Genomic DNA, 18,562 nt, shown 5'->3' with positions numbered 1-18,562 from the left:
TTTATGTCATAAATTTCTATTTTAACTCTTCATAAAAGATTTTTTGATATGAAGAAATTAATAAAAATCCATGGTAATTTTTTCTTTGCTGACATTTCATTAAATGCGCTATAACTCGTTATATCCAACCAAATATACATTTTTATCCGAGTATGTTTCGGGATAAACGCAGGTTAGAGTCGCCTTTACCGCTTTTTTCCAATAACTCTTTAATGCTTACATCTAACGGACTCTGAATTCGCATAAGATCCTTTTTTGCTACATGGGTGTAGATCATCGTGGTTTCTGGTTTCGCATGCCCCAGGAGTTCCTGAATGTATCTTAGATCTGTGCCATTTTCAAGCATATGGGTTGCAAAACTATGTCTCAAGGTATGCGGAGTAACCTTTTTACTGATCTTAGCCCTATGGCAGGAACCTTTTAAAAAATTTCGAACTGCAGACGCCGAATATTGTGATTGATCATAACCTTCTACAAAAAATAATTTTGGCTCGTATGTCTGCAAATAATTATAAAGTAATGGTAAAAAACTTTCTGCCAGTATTACATAACGGTCTTTCCTACCTTTTGCCTGTCTTATAAGAATTTGCCTGCGATCTATATCAACATGAGAGAGTTTTAGATTTATTAATTCACCTATTCTAAGTCCGGAAGAATAGATGAGCGCCAGAACAGTTCGGTGTTTTAGATTTCTGGTAACGCGAATAAGATCTATCACCTCCTCCTTGCTCAAAACTTCTGGAAGGTACTTGCTCTTTTTTGGTCTCTTTAATTCACTGGTGTCAAATAAAGCATTATCGCTATAATCAAAATAGTGCTTTAATGCGCTAATACATTGCCGGTGTGAACTAATGGAATAAGATTTTGAGGCAATTTCCACCTCTACAAAACGGGCAACATCCTTTTGAGTATAACTACCTTTCAAACCATGATATTTAAGAAACTTTTCGGTAAAGCATGTATAAGTGGTTACAGTGCTTTCGCTGTGCCTGAGACCCTTCAGGTATTTTTGATAAGCTATAATTGCAGTTTCAACCATCTCATCAGAAGTACCTGGTGAGATCATCAAATAATCAACCAGAGAATCATCAATCCTGATGTTCTTATTTTTGAAATGACCAAAAAGGCCTGTTAATGAGCCTTCATTTGCAGGAATATAAAAACATCCCTTTGTTTGAGACCATTTTACATCTTTCAGTAATTTAAGCTCCTCTTTCAATTGGTGATCATATCTGAAATCTATACCAATCTGGTTGGAATTCCTGTGATAAAACAGGAATAAATTCAATTTTTTCATCCTTGTAAAATAAACTTAAATATAGCTATAAATCAGTCAGTTATACATTTAATTTTTGAAATTAAAGAGATATTATTTTATGAAGCAATAAAGGTTTTGCTAAACGATCTAATCGTTCTTTGATGCTTTAACTCCAGAGTTCCCGGTACAGTTCTAAAATGAGAGTAGGAACTAATTTTTAGAATTATGAGTGGCAAAATTAAGTATACAGAAGCAATATGTTGGAAATAGTCGGTTTCAGCATTTTTGTTGAATCAGGTGTTAAAAGTGTTCAATCGGTTTTAATCGATTTGTAATAGATCATATTAAATATTCAACATCTTTATTTTCATTATGATGATGCATAACGATCTTTTTAATATCATTATTTTCATGAAAAACACTGAGGCTATAATGGGAATCTTTAGAACCTTCAATCCCCTTCAATATGGTTCTATTCTTACCCGTTTCCTGAAGCTTCATTTGTTTTGGAGCAACTTCCACAGTATTTCCCCACTTAGATAAAAATCCATTCAGTTTAAAAATAGTAACCAGGTAGCCTTTGTCTATATGTGGCTCCACTCTCACAGCTCTTTTGGTTTCGCAGATGCTTGCAATGGTATTTGATTCCAGGTCGCGACTTCTGCGTTTTGTAGATTTAAAATAGACATCTGAAGCATCAAATACCGAATATGAATTACCGGGTTCTTCAATTTTAATCCCGGCTTTCTGAAACACGGAAAAAAGTATTTCAATTTCTTCACGGCTCATTTCCCCATCGGCGTAGGCCATCTCATGCAAAATAATTGCCAGTGAGTGTTTTTTCGCCTCGCTCATATTTTCAAGAACTCCATTGGCCTGCCGGATGTTGAATTTACGGGCTTCTTCTACAAAGGCGGAATCAAAATCTAATAATTTCATGAGTTGTCCCAGATAAACCATTTCGGCTTTGGCTACGGTATTATCTGCCAGGATCACCCTGTCTATATCTTTTACGATCGCTAATTTTTCGGCAAGATTAAACTCCATCAATGTTTAAATTGGCTCTAAGCAGTTATTTTCCTGTTTCAGAAGAAATAGAAAAGTTAAATATACTGAAAATCAATTATATAGATGGTTTCGCTAAATGATTAATTTAGAGGGAATTCACCCGATTTCTGTAGGAAATAAAAGAGGCTGCTGAAGATCTTTTTAGTGTTTCTGATTTTGATCTACCTCTTCAGATTTCTTATTAAATCTGTGAACTGATCCTTAACACATTAAAAAAGATATTCAACAACCTTCTTATAAAATAATCTGAAATCTTAAGCTAACATCACCGCTTTTACATTCACAAATTCATGAAGCCCAAAGGTACCGTGTTCCCTTCCGTAACCAGAATCTTTTACTCCTCCAAATGGCATATTTGGTTTTGCCAGTCCAAAAGAATTGATAAAGACCATTCCGGTATCAAAATGATTCTGCGCCAGCTCCCTTGCTTTCTTTTCATCTTTGGAGAAGATTCCGCCGCCAAGTCCAAATCTACTGCTATTGGCAATTTGCATGGCATCATCTGCATCTTTCGCTTTAATAAGCGAGGCTACAGGGCCAAAAAGCTCATCATCATAAGCAGGCATTCCCGGTTTAAGATTACCCAGAACGGTTGCAGGATAAAAGAACCCTTCACCATCTGGCATTTTACCACCGCATAAAATTTCGGCTCCTTTTTTTACGCTTTCTTCCACCTGTTCATGTAATTCATCCCGAAGATCTTCTCGAGCCATAGGTCCAATATCGCTGTCTTCTTTTGTGGGGTCGCCAGCTTTTATATTGGACATTTGCTCCACAAAACCTTCCTTGAATTTGTCGTAAACCTTATCTACCACGATAAATCTTTTCGCCGCAACGCAGGTTTCACCATTGTTATATAATCTTCCCTGAACACATGTTTTTACGGCCAGGTCAATATCAGCATCTTCCAGGACGATATAAGCATCATTACTTCCAAGTTCCAGAACTGTTTTCTTGAGATTCTCCCCGGCTTTTTTACCAATAATTTTTCCGGCATCAGGGCTTCCTGTTAAAGTTACACCTCGTACTAATTTGTTTTCAATAACAGCATCGCTCTGGTCGTGCGAGATGAGTAAGACCTTAAAAAGATTTTCGGGTAAACCGGCTTCCTGATAGATCTTCTCCAAAAGAAGCGCGGTACCCGTAACACTTTCAGCATGTTTTAACAATACGCCGTTTCCTGCCATTAAGTTGGCTATAGAATAACGAACTACCTGGTAAGAAGGAAAATTCCAGGGTTGTATTCCGTAAATAACACCAAGAGGGGAGTAGGTAATAAAGCCTTTTCCGCCTTCGGGTAATTCTCGTTCTTCATCTTTTAAGCTCTTAGGACCATTTTTTGCAGTGTAATCGCAGATTCCAGAACATAGATCTACTTCTTGCTCACCTTGTTTAAGAAGCTTACCCATTTCATTCGTCATGAGCTTTACCAGTTCATCCTTATGTTCTGCTAACTTCTTACCGATATTGGAAATAATTTTTGCTCGATCTTCTACTGGTTTGGCTTTCCATTTAAGAAAAGCTTCATGGCATGATTTTACAGCAGTGTTCATTTCGTCTCCTGTCATCATTTTATATTCTTTAATGGTCTTACCATTTACCGGATTTAGTGTTTTCAACATTTTTTCTTCGCTCATAATATTTTTTTGAATAAAGATAGATAGAATGAATGCGCTACTGTAATAACACCATGTTAAACAAACTACGAAATCATACGATCATCATTAAAGTTTTTATAAAATCAGGAAAACTTTAAACTTATCATTTTTAATGAATAGCCTACCTCACCGCTAGGTTTTATTCTTGATTATTCTTCCTAATTTTACGTGTCTAAAGTAAATTCCATGCGTACTGAACTGGAAGAAGCCTATGGTTTTCTTTTTGAAAAAGAACTAATAGAGGAGATCGCTGAGAGTGGAAGTATTAAAAATGCTGCTGCGGGTGATAAGATTATTGAAATAGGTGATTATGTCACGGGAATGCCCTTACTATTAAATGGAGCTATTAAAATTCTTAGAGAAGATAGCGATGCAGATGAATTGTTGCTTTACTTCCTGGAACGTGGGGATACTTGCGCCATGACATTGAACTGCTGTTTGGGCCAAACCAAAAGTGAAATTAGGGCCGTAGCCGAAAACGATACCAGGTTTATCATGATACCTATTAGCAAAATGGAAGAATGGACTGCAAAGTATAAATCCTGGCGAAACTTTGTCTTTGAATCATACCACACCAGGCTTTCAGAAATGCTGGATACTATAGATACCATCGCATTCCTTAATATGGATGAGCGACTCATGAGATATCTGCGCGATAAGGTGAAAGTAAACCAAAATGAGAATATACAAAGCACACATCAGGAAATCGCTTACGATCTGCACACATCTCGTGTGGTTGTTTCCAGGTTGCTAAAGAAATTGGAAAAGAATGGGAAAATATCGCTTCAACGTAACCATATTATTGTAAAGGATCTTTAAAAACATCAATGTAACACTTGTTACTGTGCTTATTTAACCTACAGGATATTTTTGCCCTAAATAAATTTTAAAATGGAAATACTGGAAATTCTGGGTTATGTTGGAGCATTGTTAATAGGAGTAGTATTAGGGCTTATTGGTGGTGGGGGGTCTATACTTACTGTCCCGGTTCTGGTATATCTAATGGCGATCAATCCCGTAACGGCGACAGCTTATTCTTTATTTGTGGTAGGTACTTCTTCTTTGGTTGGAGCGCTTAGAAACATGCCAAAAAAATTAATTGATTATAGAACGGCCATTGTTTTCGCAATACCGGCATTCATCGCAGTCTATCTCACCAGGAAGTTTTTAGTGCCAGCGATCCCCGAAGAACTATTTTCTGTCTTTGGACTTGATATCACAAAGAATATTGGAATCATGTTATTCTTTGCAATTATCATGTTGATCGCTTCCATATCGATGATCCGTGAGAAAGATAATGGTAGAAATCTAAAGGAGGAAAAAGTTTCTTACAATTACCCGCTCATTATTGTTGAAGGATTGGTAGTTGGTTTGCTTACCGGAATAGTAGGTGCGGGTGGCGGATTCCTAATTATACCGGCACTGGTCTTACTTGCAAAATTACCAATGAAAAAAGCCGTGGCGACTTCGTTGTTAATTATTGCTGTAAAATCGCTCATAGGTTTTATTGGAGATGTTGAAAACATGAAGATAGACTGGATGTTTTTAATGATATTTACAGGATTGTCTATTGGTGGTATCTGGCTGGGCGTTTACCTGAATAATTTTATAAATGGTAAAAAGCTGAAAAAAGGCTTTGGTTGGTTTGTGTTGCTTATGGCGATTTATATCATTTGGAAAGAACTTTTTTAGGATAGCCGAATCTTTTTAAGAGTATTATTCCCTGTTATTCAGGTATTTAGTGTACTTTTATGTTTACTGAAAATAAATTACTTCCATACAGCCTCCTTATTTAATTAATTCAGTTTTCTGAATAAAATTCAGGGAACAACTATTTATAAATATATAAGAAGATACTTTTTAAATATTCACCCGGATTTCTGAGCAATGTTTTTCAGGAGTTATGGTTTGGGGGGAAACAAGTGCACGCCTATTTGTGCGATGCAACCGAACTAAAGCCTTCTCCGCATCTGGAGCTACGTATAGTTTAGGTTATAGCTCCAATTAGAATGGTTATACCGCTCAGTTATCCGGGTATTTTTAGAGATTAATGGCATTATCAGATGTTGTGCGCAAGCTGAAAAAAATCGAGATACAATGAAAGAAATGCTAAATGATTTGACCAAAGAAGATTGGAACAGACTTTTTCCAATCGTATTGGTCGACCATAATCCCGAATGGAAAAACATTTACGAAAATGAAAAAAACCGAATATTAAATAAAATCGGAAAAGAAAAAATATTGCGAATTGAACATTTTGGTAGCTCTTCAATCACAACAATAAAATCTAAACCCTATATCGATTTAATGATTGAAATTACCGAAGAATTGCTGTTTGACGAAAAACTAATTGAGGAATTCACGGAGTTGGGATATTCCCATTTTAAAGTTCCAGCAAGAGAAAATATAGCGGAATATTCAACATTTGGAAAAGGATATAATGTCGATGGGACTAAAGAACAGATTTTCCATATTCATATGTGCCCAAAAGACAATGTGATGTGGAAACAAATTGACTTTAGAGACTATCTAAATGCAAATAAAAAAAGAGCGAAGGAATACGAAAATTTAAAACTTGAATTAGCCTCTAAATTTAAAAACGATAGAGGTTCGTATGTGCTTGGAAAAACTGATTTTGTAAATGACACGTTAGATATCATCGAGAAAAAGCCAGCGCACAACAATGCATAACCGCAATTACGGCGGATTCGACTACGTCCGAATCCACTCGGAATTGCTAACGTCTGTGCCAAAACAAAAATTAACGCATTTTAACCCGTAACTGACGGTTATACTAGACCGTTGCATCCATCAATTTTCTTTTATACTGAAAAGCCTGAAATTATCTTTACTGAAGAACGCTGAAGGTTCTAATTTTCCTTAAATTTATACACCGAAAGAATAGCTGATTCACTTAGCTTAATTATAGATTTACCAAAGAAAACTTCTTTGAATGGAGAACCTCGATTTTGCCAGACTTCAAATGGCATTTACCCTCGGCTTTCATATTATTTTTGCATGTATTGGTATGGTGATGCCCTTCTTTATGGTCGTTTCCCATAGAAAGTGGCTAAATACCCGTAACCCCGTTTACCTGGACCTTACGAAGGCATGGCAAAGAGGGGTGGCCATTTTTTTTGTCACCGGAGCGGTTTCTGGTACGGCACTTTCATTTGAACTTGGAATGCTCTGGCCAGAGTTTATGAAACATGCCGGTCCCGTTATAGGAATGCCTTTTTCCCTGGAGGGAGCCGCCTTCTTTGTAGAAGCGATCGCCCTTGGTTTTTACCTGTATGGCTGGAAAAAACTGCCTGAAACCTTTCATTGGATCACTGGGATCATCATTGGAATTTCCGGAGTGCTGTCTGGAATTCTGGTGGTTTCAGCAAATGCGTGGATGAACGCGCCAACTGGTTTTGAGGTGATAAATGGAGAATTTGTAAATATAGATCCTGTAAAAGCATTCCTGAACGATGCCTGGTTTACTCAGGCGCTGCATATGACCCTGGCTGCTTTCGCTGCTACCGGATTTGCGGTAGCTGGAATCCATGCCTTTCAGATACTTAGGAATAAGAGACCCGAACTTCATAAAGAAGCTTTCAAGATCGCCATTTTTTTCGGAGCTGTTGCTGCTTTACTTCAGCCAGTTAGCGGTGACATTTCAGCAAAAGATGTGGCGAAACGGCAGCCTATTAAATTAGCCGCGATGGAAGCGCATTATGAAACTGGAAAGGGAGTGCCATTATATGTTGGTGGAATCGTAGATGAAGAGAAAAAGGAAGTTTCACATAAAATTGAAATCCCTAAAGCTTTATCCTTTTTAGCTTTTGGGGATTTTGATGCAGAGGTTAAGGGTTTAAATGATTTTCCTGAAGAGAATTTGCCTCCGGTAGCTATTGTTCATTATGCTTTTCAGGTGATGGTGAGTATTGGAACCTTACTGATGATCGCTGCTCTGGTCTATTTTATTAGCCTGAAGAAAAAAAGCTGGATGAACAATAGGAAGTATTGGTGGCTGTTTGCCCTGTTAAGTCCGTTAGGTTTTATTGCTGTAGAGGCCGGTTGGGTAGTGACCGAAGTTGGTAGACAACCTTGGATCGTATATAATATTATGCGCACTTCTGAAGCTGTAACTCCAATGCCTGGATTAAAATACAGTTTCTTCCTGTATGTAGCTGTTTATATTACGCTGGCAATTACCGTAACCTGGCTGATGAAAAGACAAATTAAAGTACTCAATAACCCAACAGATCAATGATGCTGTATGTAGTTTTATTTTTCACATTTTTCTCCCTGTTTCTATATGTGCTGCTTGGCGGTGCCGATTTTGGTGCTGGAATCGTAGAACTATTTTCGTCCCGGGAAAATAAAAAACTGAACAGGGATACGGTTTATAAAGTGATGGGGCCGGTTTGGGAGGCGAACCACATCTGGCTTATCATTCTTATTGTGATCCTGTGGATCGCATTCCCGCATTATTTTAATATTATAATTATTTACCTGCATATTCCTTTAACACTGGTGCTTTTAGGGATCACCATGCGCGGAGTAGCTTTTATTTTCAGGCATTATGATGCGGTGGTAGATAAATCACAGGACTGGTATAACAGGATGTTCAGGATTTCCAGCCTTATAACACCAATTTTTCTTGGAATGTCTTTCGGCTCTCTGGTTAGTGGAGAAATTATTATTACCGATGATTATTCAGAAACTACCTTTGCTGAAATTTTCATGAAACCCTGGCTTAATATTTTTACATTTCTAACAGGTTTATTTTACGCCTCACTATGTGCCTTTCTGGCGTCTACCTTACTTATTGGTGAAACTACAGGAGCTATAAGAAAAATGTACAGTCGAAAATCGGCAATATTCACTGTTGTTCTTGTGATCATTGGAGGTGTTGTTTTATTATATGGTTATTCTACAGAGATGGTTTTTGTGATGGATTTTCTTCAGAATACTTTATCGCTCTCAGCTATTGCTTTATCAGCACTCATGCTAATTCCATTATGGCGATCTATAAAAAAACAACATAGTATATTAACCAGGATATTTGCCGGAATGCAGATTTTATTAGTAATATTCGCTGCCGTAAACACACATTTTCCTAATCTTATTATCACTCAAAATACTGAAGTAGATATGCTGGCAGGCATAGCGCCTCCTGCTGTGATTAAAGTACTTGGTATTTCTCTAATTATTGGAGGAGGCATTATTCTTCCTGGTTTATTCCACTTGATGAGGTCTTTTAATATGATTAGAATACCTACAAGATCCTCTGAAAAGGACTGGTGACGGGAATTTATGCTAAAATATATATAAAAGTACCTGGAGTCTTTGGGAAGCCTGTTTTTTTAGGTACTTTGAATATTGAAATCTAATTAAAATCTAAAACAATGAAATCATTAATTAAAAAAGGACTCTTTCTTAGTACACTAATTCTATTTATTGCCTGCGGCGAAAGTACCGATGTGGTAGAATCTGGAACTTATCAGGGGACTATCAAAAAAGTAGAAGCTGAGAAAACGGAGATTTACGTATCTACAGATGACGATAAAACCTTGGAGCTCTATTTTACAGAAACTACCAGCCTTACCAGAAACGGTAGTGAAGTAGATTTTTCAGAATTAGAAAAAGGTCAGAAAGTTGAAGTTGAAGTAGAGAAAAACGGAAAAAGACTGGATCCACTTTCCGTAAAAATAATGGAATAGAAATGGATCAATTACCAGATTTTTGGCGGACAGAGGTGTTTCATCCTCTGTCCGTTCATTTTCCAATTGTCTTGTTGCTCATGGCAACACTTTTTAAACTTATTGCACTTTGGTCTTCAAAAATCACCTGGGATCATGGCGGTAGACTATTACTTCTTTTAGGAGTATTTGGTATTTGGATCTCCATTTATACCGGTGATCTTGCCGATGGGATCGTAGCGAGACAGCTATGCGATCCTACCATTCTTAAAGAACATGAAAATCTTGCTTACACAACAGCCTGGATATTTACCATCTCACTACTATTAGAAATACTAATGAGGTATATAGATATTATTAAAACCAGAATGATTTCTATTATTTTAGTGCTGCTCATGCTAGGCGGGACAGGGACATTGATGTATGTAGGGCATTTAGGAGCAGAGCTTGTATATCAACAGGCAGCAGGAGTGAACATCCCTTCAGCAGACTGTATGGAGTTTAATTAATATTTGTAATTTTTCACAGCATCTTTTTTATCGAAGCTGTTCCAGAATCCATTATTTGTCATCCTGGTTTAGGATCTAAGGTGTACTTGGATGATTCTGAAATAAAATCAGAAGATCATTTCTATAATTTAGAACCAGTTTCCTGATTAATTATAGTGCTTTAATACTTAATAAGTTGCTGAAATCGAATTCTTGACGAAGTCAAATAATTTAAAAATAGTTTTTATTCAGCGAATAGTCCTTTACATACAAATAGAATAATTATGAAAGATCTCAAATCCCACTGGGAACAGATATATTTAGAAAAGGAATTTAAAGATACCAGCTGGTTTCAGGAAAAACCTGAAACCTCTCTAAATATCATTCAATCTCTTGGACTTTCTAAAAAGGCTCCAATCGTAGATATTGGTGGAGGAAATAGCTTTCTAGTAGATCATTTGCTGGAACTTGGATATGAGGAGATAAGTGTTCTTGATATTTCTGAAACTTCAATTCAAAAAGCCAAAAACAGACTGGGAGAAAATGCAAAAGATGTAAACTGGATAACTAGTGATGTGACCAAATATAATTTTGAAAAAGACTTTGAGGTATGGCATGATCGTGCGGCATTTCATTTTCTTACGGAAGATGATCAGGTGAAGAGCTATATCTCTAAATTGAAAACTTCGTTAAAGTCTGGCGGCTATTTTATTCTTGGTACTTTTTCAGAAAACGGGCCAGATAAATGCAGTGGAATTACAATAAGAAAATATTCATCCCAGAAAATGCAGGATCTTTTTGAGAAGGACTTTGAAATAGTCCGTTTAGAAAATCTGGATCATAAAACACCCTGGAATGCCATTCAGAATTTCACATTTGGATTGTTCCGAAGAAAATAGGCGATAAATAATTCTTCTTATTATGAGTAATCCTCAATTAGAGACTTTATTAAACCAGCAGAAAGCAGCATTTAAACGCAATCCTCCCGATATTGAGAAACGCTTGGATAGCTTAAAAAAGCTATCAGATATCGTAAAACAGCATCAGGAAGAACTTATTGAAGCAGTATATACAGACTTTGGTTTGCGTGCCAGGGAAGAAACCTTATTTCTTGAAATTTTCCCTTTACAGGATGAAATTAGACATGCCATGAAGAATTTACGCAACTGGGCAAAAAGGAGGTATGTGCAGGGAGCATGGTTTTTGTTGCCAAGTTCCGCTTATTATCAATTTCAGCCACTTGGTTCCGTTGGAATAATGGGCGCCTGGAACTACCAGGTCTTGCTTAGTTTAAGTCCGTTGGTAGATGCAATCGCAGCCGGGAATCACGCTATTATAAAACCTTCTGAAATGGCTCCTGCTTCTGCAGAAGTGATTAAAGAGATCGTCAATTCTAATTTTTCCGAAGATTATATTCATTGTATTACCGGAGATGCAGAGATTGCCAGGGAGTTTTCTTCTATGCCTTTCGACCATCTTTTCTTTACCGGTTCCACCAGAATTGGTAAAAAGATCATGGCTGCAGCCGCTCCAAACCTTACACCGGTAACCCTGGAGCTTGGAGGAAAATCGCCTGCGATCATTCATGAATGTTATCCGGTTAAACTGGCAGCAAAACGAATCATGGCAGGTAAGTTATTTAATTGCGGCCAAACTTGTGTGGCGCCAGATTATGTGATTATGCCTTCTTCTTTGAATGCTGAATTTGAAGAGGAAGTTAAGAACAGTGTGGCAAAATTCTATCCTAATATTACTGAAAATGAACAATACAGCCAGATCATTAATTCAGATCATTTTGACAGGCTTAATGATCTTCTGATAGATGCTGAAGATCAAGGAGCCAGAATTGTTGAGGTAAGTTTCCAGAAATCTGTAGCAGATAAAAAATTGATGACGCCAAAACTTGTATTCGGGGTAACACCAGAAATGAAATTGATGCAGGATGAGATTTTTGGTCCAATATTACCTGTTCTTAATCTTAATACCATTAATGATGCTGTAGATTTTGTAAACGATAATCCGAAGCCATTGGCACTTTATTATTTTGATGAAAAGAAAAAACGGATTGACTGGCTGCTTAGAAATACGTTGTCTGGGGGAGTTACCATAAATGATACGATCTACCATCTTGCCCAGCATAACTTGCCATTTGGTGGGGTAGGAGCAAGTGGAATGGGGCATTACCATGGTTTCGACGGATTCAGGACCTTTTCAAAAAAACGAGCGGTAATGCATCAGAAAAGGTTTGCAGCTTCAGATTTTCTGCATCCACCTTTTACAGGTTTTAAGAAAAAGCTTATTAATATTATAGGAAGAATCACTAAGGTTTGAATTCTTAAATGATTAGATTAATTTATTCATTGTTTCGAAGATCTAAAAAATGCTTTTGTCTTCCTTAGCACAGTCGAAAGGACAATAAAAGCATCTGGATGTAAAGTTTATCACAGTATATAAAATTGAACTCAATATGGTCGCTAAAGAAAAAATGATCAACGGTTTCAGGCATATTCCCTATAAAGCTGAAAGTTATTCAGCAGGAGAAATGATCGAAAGAAGTAATGAGTTTTATCATTTTCTCGATAAAAGACGCTCTGTAAGGCATTTTTCAAATAAGGAAGTTCCGCAAGAAGTGATAGAAAATATCGTAAGAACAGCCGGGACCGCACCATCTGGTGCTCATAAACAGCCCTGGAAATTTTGTGTTGTATCCAATGTCCTATTGAAATCAAAGATCAGGGAAGCGGCAGAAAAAGAAGAGAAAGAAAACTATAGCAGCCGTATGAGTGAACGCTGGCTTAGGGATCTTGCACCTCTGGGAACCGATAATAATAAAGAGTTTCTTGAAATAGCTCCATATTTGATCATTGTTTTTAAAGAGGTCTATGAATTTGATGAAGAAGGAAATAAGCACAATAACTATTATGTGAATGAGTCGGTAGGTATTGCTTGCGGAATGTTGATTTCCGCTATTCACAACGCGGGTCTGGTTACTCTAACCCATACACCCAGCCCGATGAATTTTCTGGCCAGTTTACTGGAACGTCCAAAAAATGAAAGAGCTTATCTTTTGCTTCCGGTAGGTTATGCTTTGGAAGATGCCCTGGTGCCAGATATTCACAGAAAAAAGAATTGTGATATTTGTGATTTTTATAGATAAAAACGTCGATCTCAGTAGGGAGAATCGACGTTTGATTCATTATGAAAAACCGCATTTGAGGCAAAAAAACCTAACCAGTTTAATTGCTGCAATATAATTTAAAGATGAATTGGTCTCTGTAACAATTGTTACAGAGTGAGTTATAGAATTACAAATGCCAAAACTAATTATTAGAAGAAATTCTGAATGGGCCAATAGAATGAGGTCTTTTGAACTCTTTTTAAATGGGGTGAAATTTTCTGAAATTAAAGATAAACAGGTATTGTCTTTTGAAATTCCCGAAGGCAAATATCAATTAACAGCAAAAATAGATTGGTGTGGGAGTGAACCGTTAAACATTGAAATAGCCAAGGACGAGATTAAGCGCATTGAAATAAATGGATTTATTTTTTCTAAATATCTATTACCATTGGCGATTGTTACCGGCTTATTCTATTTTGGGGTTTATTTTAAATATGATCATAACAGCCTTTTTCTGGCTACACTTCTCATGTTTTTCTTTGGGTATATGCTTTACTTTATGAGCATTGGGCACAATCAATATTTAAGGTTGAAGGAGGTATAAAGGTAGTTTTACGAAATCACCTTATATTTCGTGATCATTAGCCCAGGTTCACTTTTAACTTATATTTGTTTTCCACCTTTAAAATTTCATTTAATTTAAATCTGTTGATGCTTTTATAAATAAGTGTAACAAAAGTTACTTCCTTAACTACTCGATATTTATATTTTTGCTAAAGAATTTGAAAAACTTGGAAAAGTATATATACATCATCGAGAATTCATTTTCCGGTTACTTTAATTACCTGATTAATGAAATTACAAATCCTTCATGGACTAGTTATTTCTATTGGTTAATTGGATTGTCACTATTAGTCTGGCTCTTTGAAATAATCCTGCCATGGAGAAAGGATCAGAAGATCTTTCGAAAAGGTTTCTGGCTGGATAGCTTTTATATACTTTTTAATTTTTTCCTTTTCTCCCTTATTGTTTACAATGCGTTAAGCAATGTTGCGGTAGAGTTGTTCAATGATTTCCTTTCAATTTTCGGAATAGATAATATAGTAGCCATTGAGATTGATAATCTACCGGCATGGGTTCAATTACTCATAATGTTCGTGATCGCAGATTTTATTCAGTGGAACGTGCACAGACAATTACACAAAAGACCATGGCTTTGGGAGTTTCATAAAGTACATCATAGTGTGAAAGAAATGGGTTTCGCCGCCCAATTTCGATTTCATTTTATGGAAACAATAATATATAAAACGGTACAATATATTCCATTAGCGATGATAGGCTTCGGAATAAAAGAATTCTTTGTAGTGCATATGTTCGCCGTCTTTGTAGGACATTTAAACCATGCGAACCTGGGATGGAACTACGGCCCCCTGGGCTATATTTTAAATAATCCTAAAATGCATATCTGGCATCATTCTAAAGAATTACCAGATGATCGACCTTACGGTATGAATTACGGGCTTAGCCTGAGTATCTGGGATTATCTCTTCGGAACTGCGTATGTTCCGAAAAGTGGGAAGAAAATAACATTAGGTTTCAGCGGAGATGAAAATTTTCCTGAAGGCTTTGGAAATCAAACGCTGTTTCCTTTCAAAAGAAGTGATAAAGTAAAACCAAAACAATCATAAAAATCAATTAAAATGACCATAAAACAACTTAAAGATAGTCCACTGGCGCATTTTTCCTATGCTATAGTTAGTAATGGTGAAATGGCACTTGTAGATCCTTCCAGAAATCCTATGGAATATTATAGGTACGCGGAAGAGCAGAACGCGAAAATTGTAGCGGTTTTTGAGACGCATCCACATGCAGATTTTGTGAGTAGTCATTTGCAAATACACGAAGAAGCTGGAGCGATTATTTATGCTAGCGAAAAGGTGGGAGCAGATTATCCTCATAAAACTTTTGATGATGGCGATACCCTGGAGATGGGGGATATCATTTTTAGTGCGATTAATACTCCAGGACACTCTCCAGACAGTATTACTATTGTAGCCAAAGAAGACGATAAAACAGCATTATTTACCGGAGATACACTTTTTATCGGGAATGTTGGAAGACCTGACCTGCGTGAGAAAGCTGGGAATATGAAAGCTAAAAGAGTAGACCTGGCCAAGCAAATGTATCACACTATTCAGAATAAATTTACAGACTTGCCAGATGATGCGCTTGTATATCCAGCACACGGTGCGGGTTCGTTATGCGGAAAGAACATGAGCGATGCATCTTCCAGTACTTTGGGAAATGAACGTCAGGGGAATTGGGCGTTTAAAGAACAGACGGAAGATGAGTTTGTAGAAGAGATACTTAAAGATCAACCATTTATTCCGCATTATTTCGGATTTAATGTAGATATCAATAAAACCGGACCGGAAAACGTACAGCGCACCAAATGGGCTAATAAGTTAAGACTTAGAGTAGAGGAAGTTAAGAAGGGTGTAACGATCGTAGATACTCGTGATGAGGAAAGCTTTAAAAAAGCGCATCTTCCAAATAGCATTAATATCATGGCCCGTTCTGAAAAGGATAAATATGAAACCTGGCTGGGCGCTATCATTCAGCCCGAGGAAGAATTTTACCTTGTGATCGATTCCGTTGATAATTTGGAAGAAATGCTGGAGAGAACGGCAAAGATCGGCTATGAAAAACAGGTAAAGGCGGTGATCACTTTAGGAAGTAAACTCAACGGAAAGACGGAGCAACTTGATCTGGAATATTTTAAAAATAACAAGGAGAACTATACGATTGTAGACATACGTAATGATAGTGAAGTAGCAGATGGAAAGATCTTTGAAGGTGCCGTTGCCGTTCCGCTTCACGAACTAAGAGAGAATTCCACTGAAATACCATCACATAAGCCGGTAATAGTACATTGCGCCGGAGGTTATAGATCTGCAGCAGGAAGTAGTATCCTGGATATGAAATTTGAGAATACCAAGGTTTATGATCTTAGTGAGGCTATAAAGGATTTTAAATAAGCTAGTCGACACAAAATTTATTTTTAAAAAACCCGGAATACTGTTCCGGGTTTTTTATTGCAAGCGGTGTCATCGTGAGAGAAATGACACAATCTCATAAATTACGAGTTTAACAATGAAATTCTAATATTTTGAGAATTCTTCAACACTTTGACCATCTTAAATTTTCTATATTTACGCTCCACGTTCAAAAATAACCACACATAAAGCTATTTATGGATAAAAATTACAAAGTAAAGGTGAACGATACTCTGGATTTTGAGTTTTCAGAAGAAGAGATCAGAGCACTGGATACTCAAAAAACTTCTGATAAACGTTATCATCTATTAAAAGATAACCGCTCTTACACTGCAGAGGTCTTTAAGTCTGATTTTCTAAACAGGATATATAAGATCAAGATCAATTCGAATATTTATTCGGTAAAGATCAATAATGATCTGGACCAGTTGATAGAAGAGATGGGTCTTTCTTTGGGGACTTCTCAACAGGTCAACGATATTAAAGCTCCTATGCCGGGTCTCATTCTGGAAGTGAATGTTAAGGAAGGAGATGAGGTAAAAGAAGGGGATTATCTACTGGTACTAGAAGCCATGAAAATGGAGAATACCTTAACAGCTCCACGCGACGGAGTGGTGAAATCTGTTACCGTTAGCAAGAGCGATACTGTAGAGAAGAACCAGTTATTGATAGAAATGGAGTAATAGGAATTATTGTTTAATTCTGAGAAATTAAAACTACAAATTAATGAGAAATCACCTCGAGCGAAGTCAAGAGGTCTTATTAAAATTTGAATATGAAAAAAATATTAGTAGCCAACAGGGGAGAGATCGCTTTGAGAGTGATGAAGACCGTAAAGCGTATGGGAATAGATACAGTAGCGGTATACTCTACGGCAGATAGAAACGCACCCCATGTAAAGTTTGCAGATGAAGCAGTTTGCATTGGAGAGGCACCTTCCAGCGAATCTTACCTGAAAGGCGATAAAATTATAGAAGTAGCGAAAAAATTAAACGTAGATGGGATTCATCCGGGTTACGGATTCCTGAGTGAGAATGCTTCTTTTGCAGAGTCAGTCGAAAAAAATGGCATCACCTGGATTGGTCCCGGGTCAAAAGCCATAAAAGTGATGGGAAGTAAGCTTGCTGCTAAAGATGCGGTAAAAGCTTATGACATCCCCATGGTGCCGGGAATTGATGAAGCGATCACCGATACTGAAAAAGCTAAGAAAATTGCCAGAGATATAGGTTTTCCTATTTTAATTAAAGCGTCTGCCGGTGGTGGAGGTAAAGGAATGCGTGTGGTGGAAAAAGAGAAAGAGCTGGAAGACCAGATGAAGCGTGCGATTAGTGAAGCTGAATCTGCCTTTGGTGACGGATCTGTTTTTATTGAAAAATATGTATCCTCACCACGACATATTGAAATTCAGGTACTGGCTGATACACACGGAAACTATGTACATCTGTTTGAAAGAGAATGTAGTATTCAGCGGAGACATCAGAAGGTAGTTGAAGAAGCTCCTTCAGTAGTGTTGGATGAGGCATTAAGAAAAGAAATGGGTGAGGCTGCTGTTAAAGTCGCCAAAGCCTGTGACTATGTTGGTGCCGGAACGGTGGAATTTCTATTTGACGAAAACCGGAATTTCTATTTCCTGGAAATGAATACCAGGCTACAGGTGGAACATCCGGTAACCGAATATATAACCGGAGTGGATCTTGTAGAACAACAAATATTGGTAGCGAGAGGGGAAAAGCTTCAGTTTTCTCAGGATGATTTGAAGATTAAAGGTCACGCGATGGAACTTCGGGTATATGCTGAAGATCCATTAGAAGATTTTATGCCAAGTACGGGTACGCTGGAGAAATATGCAGTGCCGGTAGGTGAAGGAATAAGACTGGATAACGGATTTGAAGAAGGTATGGAAGTGCCTATCTATTATGATCCTATGTTAGCGAAACTAATCACTTACGGAAAAACCAGGGAAGAAGCGATACAGATGATGATCAAGGCTATAGATCATTATATTGTTGAAGGGGTGAGCACTACTTTGCCTTTTGGGAAATTTGTCTTTCAGCATGAAGCCTTCAGAAGCGGGAATTTTGATACACACTTTGTAAAAAAATATTATTCTCCGGAAGCTTTGAAAGATGAAACCGAAGAAGAAGCAAAACTAGCTGCTCTTATGGCGTTGAAGCAGTATATGATAGATAAGGAGCAACTAAGATTACCACACAACTAAAATTGAGA

General features: G+C 37.2%; 18 protein-coding genes. 15 read left to right on the top strand and 3 right to left on the bottom strand.

Annotated elements, in window-relative coordinates:
* Positions 1 to 142: 142 nt before the first annotated feature.
* From BLT95_RS04945 to BLT95_RS04935, 3 genes are all read right to left on the bottom strand, one after another.
* The gene (locus tag BLT95_RS04945) at positions 143 to 1,297 is read right to left on the bottom strand and encodes a tyrosine-type recombinase/integrase (RefSeq protein WP_089665022.1); all 1,155 of its coding nucleotides are present in this window, start codon (positions 1,295 to 1,297) and stop codon (positions 143 to 145) included.
* A gap of 300 nt (positions 1,298 to 1,597) precedes the next feature.
* Positions 1,598 to 2,305, bottom strand: a complete 708-nt coding sequence (locus tag BLT95_RS14425) for a hypothetical protein (protein WP_197676993.1) — start codon at positions 2,303 to 2,305, stop codon at positions 1,598 to 1,600.
* 275 nt (positions 2,306 to 2,580) lie between these two features.
* Entirely contained in the window at positions 2,581 to 3,963 is a 1,383-nt protein-coding gene (locus BLT95_RS04935; RefSeq protein ID WP_089665021.1) for an NAD-dependent succinate-semialdehyde dehydrogenase, read from the bottom strand.
* A 207-nt stretch (positions 3,964 to 4,170) separates the two neighbouring features.
* On the opposite strand from BLT95_RS04935, the gene BLT95_RS04930 reads away from it, so the two are divergent.
* From BLT95_RS04930 to accC, 15 genes are all read left to right on the top strand, one after another.
* Positions 4,171 to 4,803: a Crp/Fnr family transcriptional regulator gene (locus tag BLT95_RS04930; RefSeq protein WP_089665020.1), complete on the top strand. Its 633-nt coding sequence runs from the start codon at positions 4,171 to 4,173 to the stop codon at positions 4,801 to 4,803.
* Between the two features lie 72 nt (positions 4,804 to 4,875).
* The gene (locus tag BLT95_RS04925; protein WP_089665019.1) at positions 4,876 to 5,676 is read left to right on the top strand and encodes a sulfite exporter TauE/SafE family protein; all 801 of its coding nucleotides are present in this window, start codon (positions 4,876 to 4,878) and stop codon (positions 5,674 to 5,676) included.
* A gap of 405 nt (positions 5,677 to 6,081) precedes the next feature.
* Positions 6,082 to 6,675, top strand: coding sequence for a GrpB family protein (locus tag BLT95_RS04920; RefSeq protein ID WP_089665018.1), 594 nt, complete (start codon positions 6,082 to 6,084; stop codon positions 6,673 to 6,675).
* Between the two features lie 262 nt (positions 6,676 to 6,937).
* Positions 6,938 to 8,242 (top strand): cytochrome ubiquinol oxidase subunit I, encoded by a 1,305-nt coding sequence (locus BLT95_RS04915; RefSeq protein WP_089665017.1) that lies wholly within the window; start codon positions 6,938 to 6,940, stop codon positions 8,240 to 8,242.
* Positions 8,239 to 9,279 (top strand): cytochrome d ubiquinol oxidase subunit II, encoded by a 1,041-nt coding sequence (locus BLT95_RS04910; protein ID WP_231896414.1) that lies wholly within the window; start codon positions 8,239 to 8,241, stop codon positions 9,277 to 9,279. The genes BLT95_RS04915 and BLT95_RS04910 overlap by 4 nt, the downstream gene beginning before the upstream one ends.
* Before the next feature lie 101 nt (positions 9,280 to 9,380).
* Positions 9,381 to 9,695: a hypothetical protein gene (locus BLT95_RS04905; RefSeq protein ID WP_089665016.1), complete on the top strand. Its 315-nt coding sequence runs from the start codon at positions 9,381 to 9,383 to the stop codon at positions 9,693 to 9,695.
* Positions 9,696 to 9,697: 2 nt separating this feature from the next.
* The gene (locus tag BLT95_RS04900; protein WP_089665015.1) at positions 9,698 to 10,183 is read left to right on the top strand and encodes a DUF2231 domain-containing protein; all 486 of its coding nucleotides are present in this window, start codon (positions 9,698 to 9,700) and stop codon (positions 10,181 to 10,183) included.
* A 263-nt stretch (positions 10,184 to 10,446) separates the two neighbouring features.
* Positions 10,447 to 11,061 carry a class I SAM-dependent methyltransferase gene (locus tag BLT95_RS04895; RefSeq protein WP_089665014.1) on the top strand — a complete coding sequence of 205 codons (615 nt, stop codon included), beginning with the start codon at positions 10,447 to 10,449 and terminating at the stop codon, positions 11,059 to 11,061.
* 22 nt (positions 11,062 to 11,083) lie between these two features.
* The gene (locus tag BLT95_RS04890; protein ID WP_089665013.1) at positions 11,084 to 12,493 is read left to right on the top strand and encodes a coniferyl aldehyde dehydrogenase; all 1,410 of its coding nucleotides are present in this window, start codon (positions 11,084 to 11,086) and stop codon (positions 12,491 to 12,493) included.
* Between the two features lie 136 nt (positions 12,494 to 12,629).
* Positions 12,630 to 13,319: a nitroreductase family protein gene (locus tag BLT95_RS04885; RefSeq protein WP_089665012.1), complete on the top strand. Its 690-nt coding sequence runs from the start codon at positions 12,630 to 12,632 to the stop codon at positions 13,317 to 13,319.
* A 154-nt stretch (positions 13,320 to 13,473) separates the two neighbouring features.
* Complete coding sequence (locus BLT95_RS04880) at positions 13,474 to 13,884, top strand: hypothetical protein (protein WP_089665011.1); 411 nt, start codon at positions 13,474 to 13,476, stop codon at positions 13,882 to 13,884.
* Positions 13,885 to 14,071: 187 nt separating this feature from the next.
* Entirely contained in the window at positions 14,072 to 14,968 is an 897-nt protein-coding gene (locus BLT95_RS04875; RefSeq protein WP_089665010.1) for a sterol desaturase family protein, read from the top strand.
* 12 nt (positions 14,969 to 14,980) lie between these two features.
* A complete protein-coding gene (locus BLT95_RS04870; protein WP_089665009.1) occupies positions 14,981 to 16,318 on the top strand; it encodes an MBL fold metallo-hydrolase in 1,338 nt (445 codons plus the stop codon).
* A 215-nt stretch (positions 16,319 to 16,533) separates the two neighbouring features.
* Complete coding sequence (locus tag BLT95_RS04865) at positions 16,534 to 17,019, top strand: acetyl-CoA carboxylase biotin carboxyl carrier protein subunit (RefSeq protein WP_089665008.1); 486 nt, start codon at positions 16,534 to 16,536, stop codon at positions 17,017 to 17,019.
* Between the two features lie 92 nt (positions 17,020 to 17,111).
* Positions 17,112 to 18,554: an acetyl-CoA carboxylase biotin carboxylase subunit gene (gene accC, locus BLT95_RS04860; protein ID WP_089665007.1), complete on the top strand. Its 1,443-nt coding sequence runs from the start codon at positions 17,112 to 17,114 to the stop codon at positions 18,552 to 18,554.
* Positions 18,555 to 18,562 lie beyond the last annotated feature (8 nt).

The sequence above is a fragment of the Gramella sp. MAR_2010_147 genome, assembly GCF_900105135.1.
Taxonomy (GTDB): domain Bacteria; phylum Bacteroidota; class Bacteroidia; order Flavobacteriales; family Flavobacteriaceae; genus Christiangramia.
This window is presented reverse-complemented; position numbering and strand designations above follow the sequence as displayed.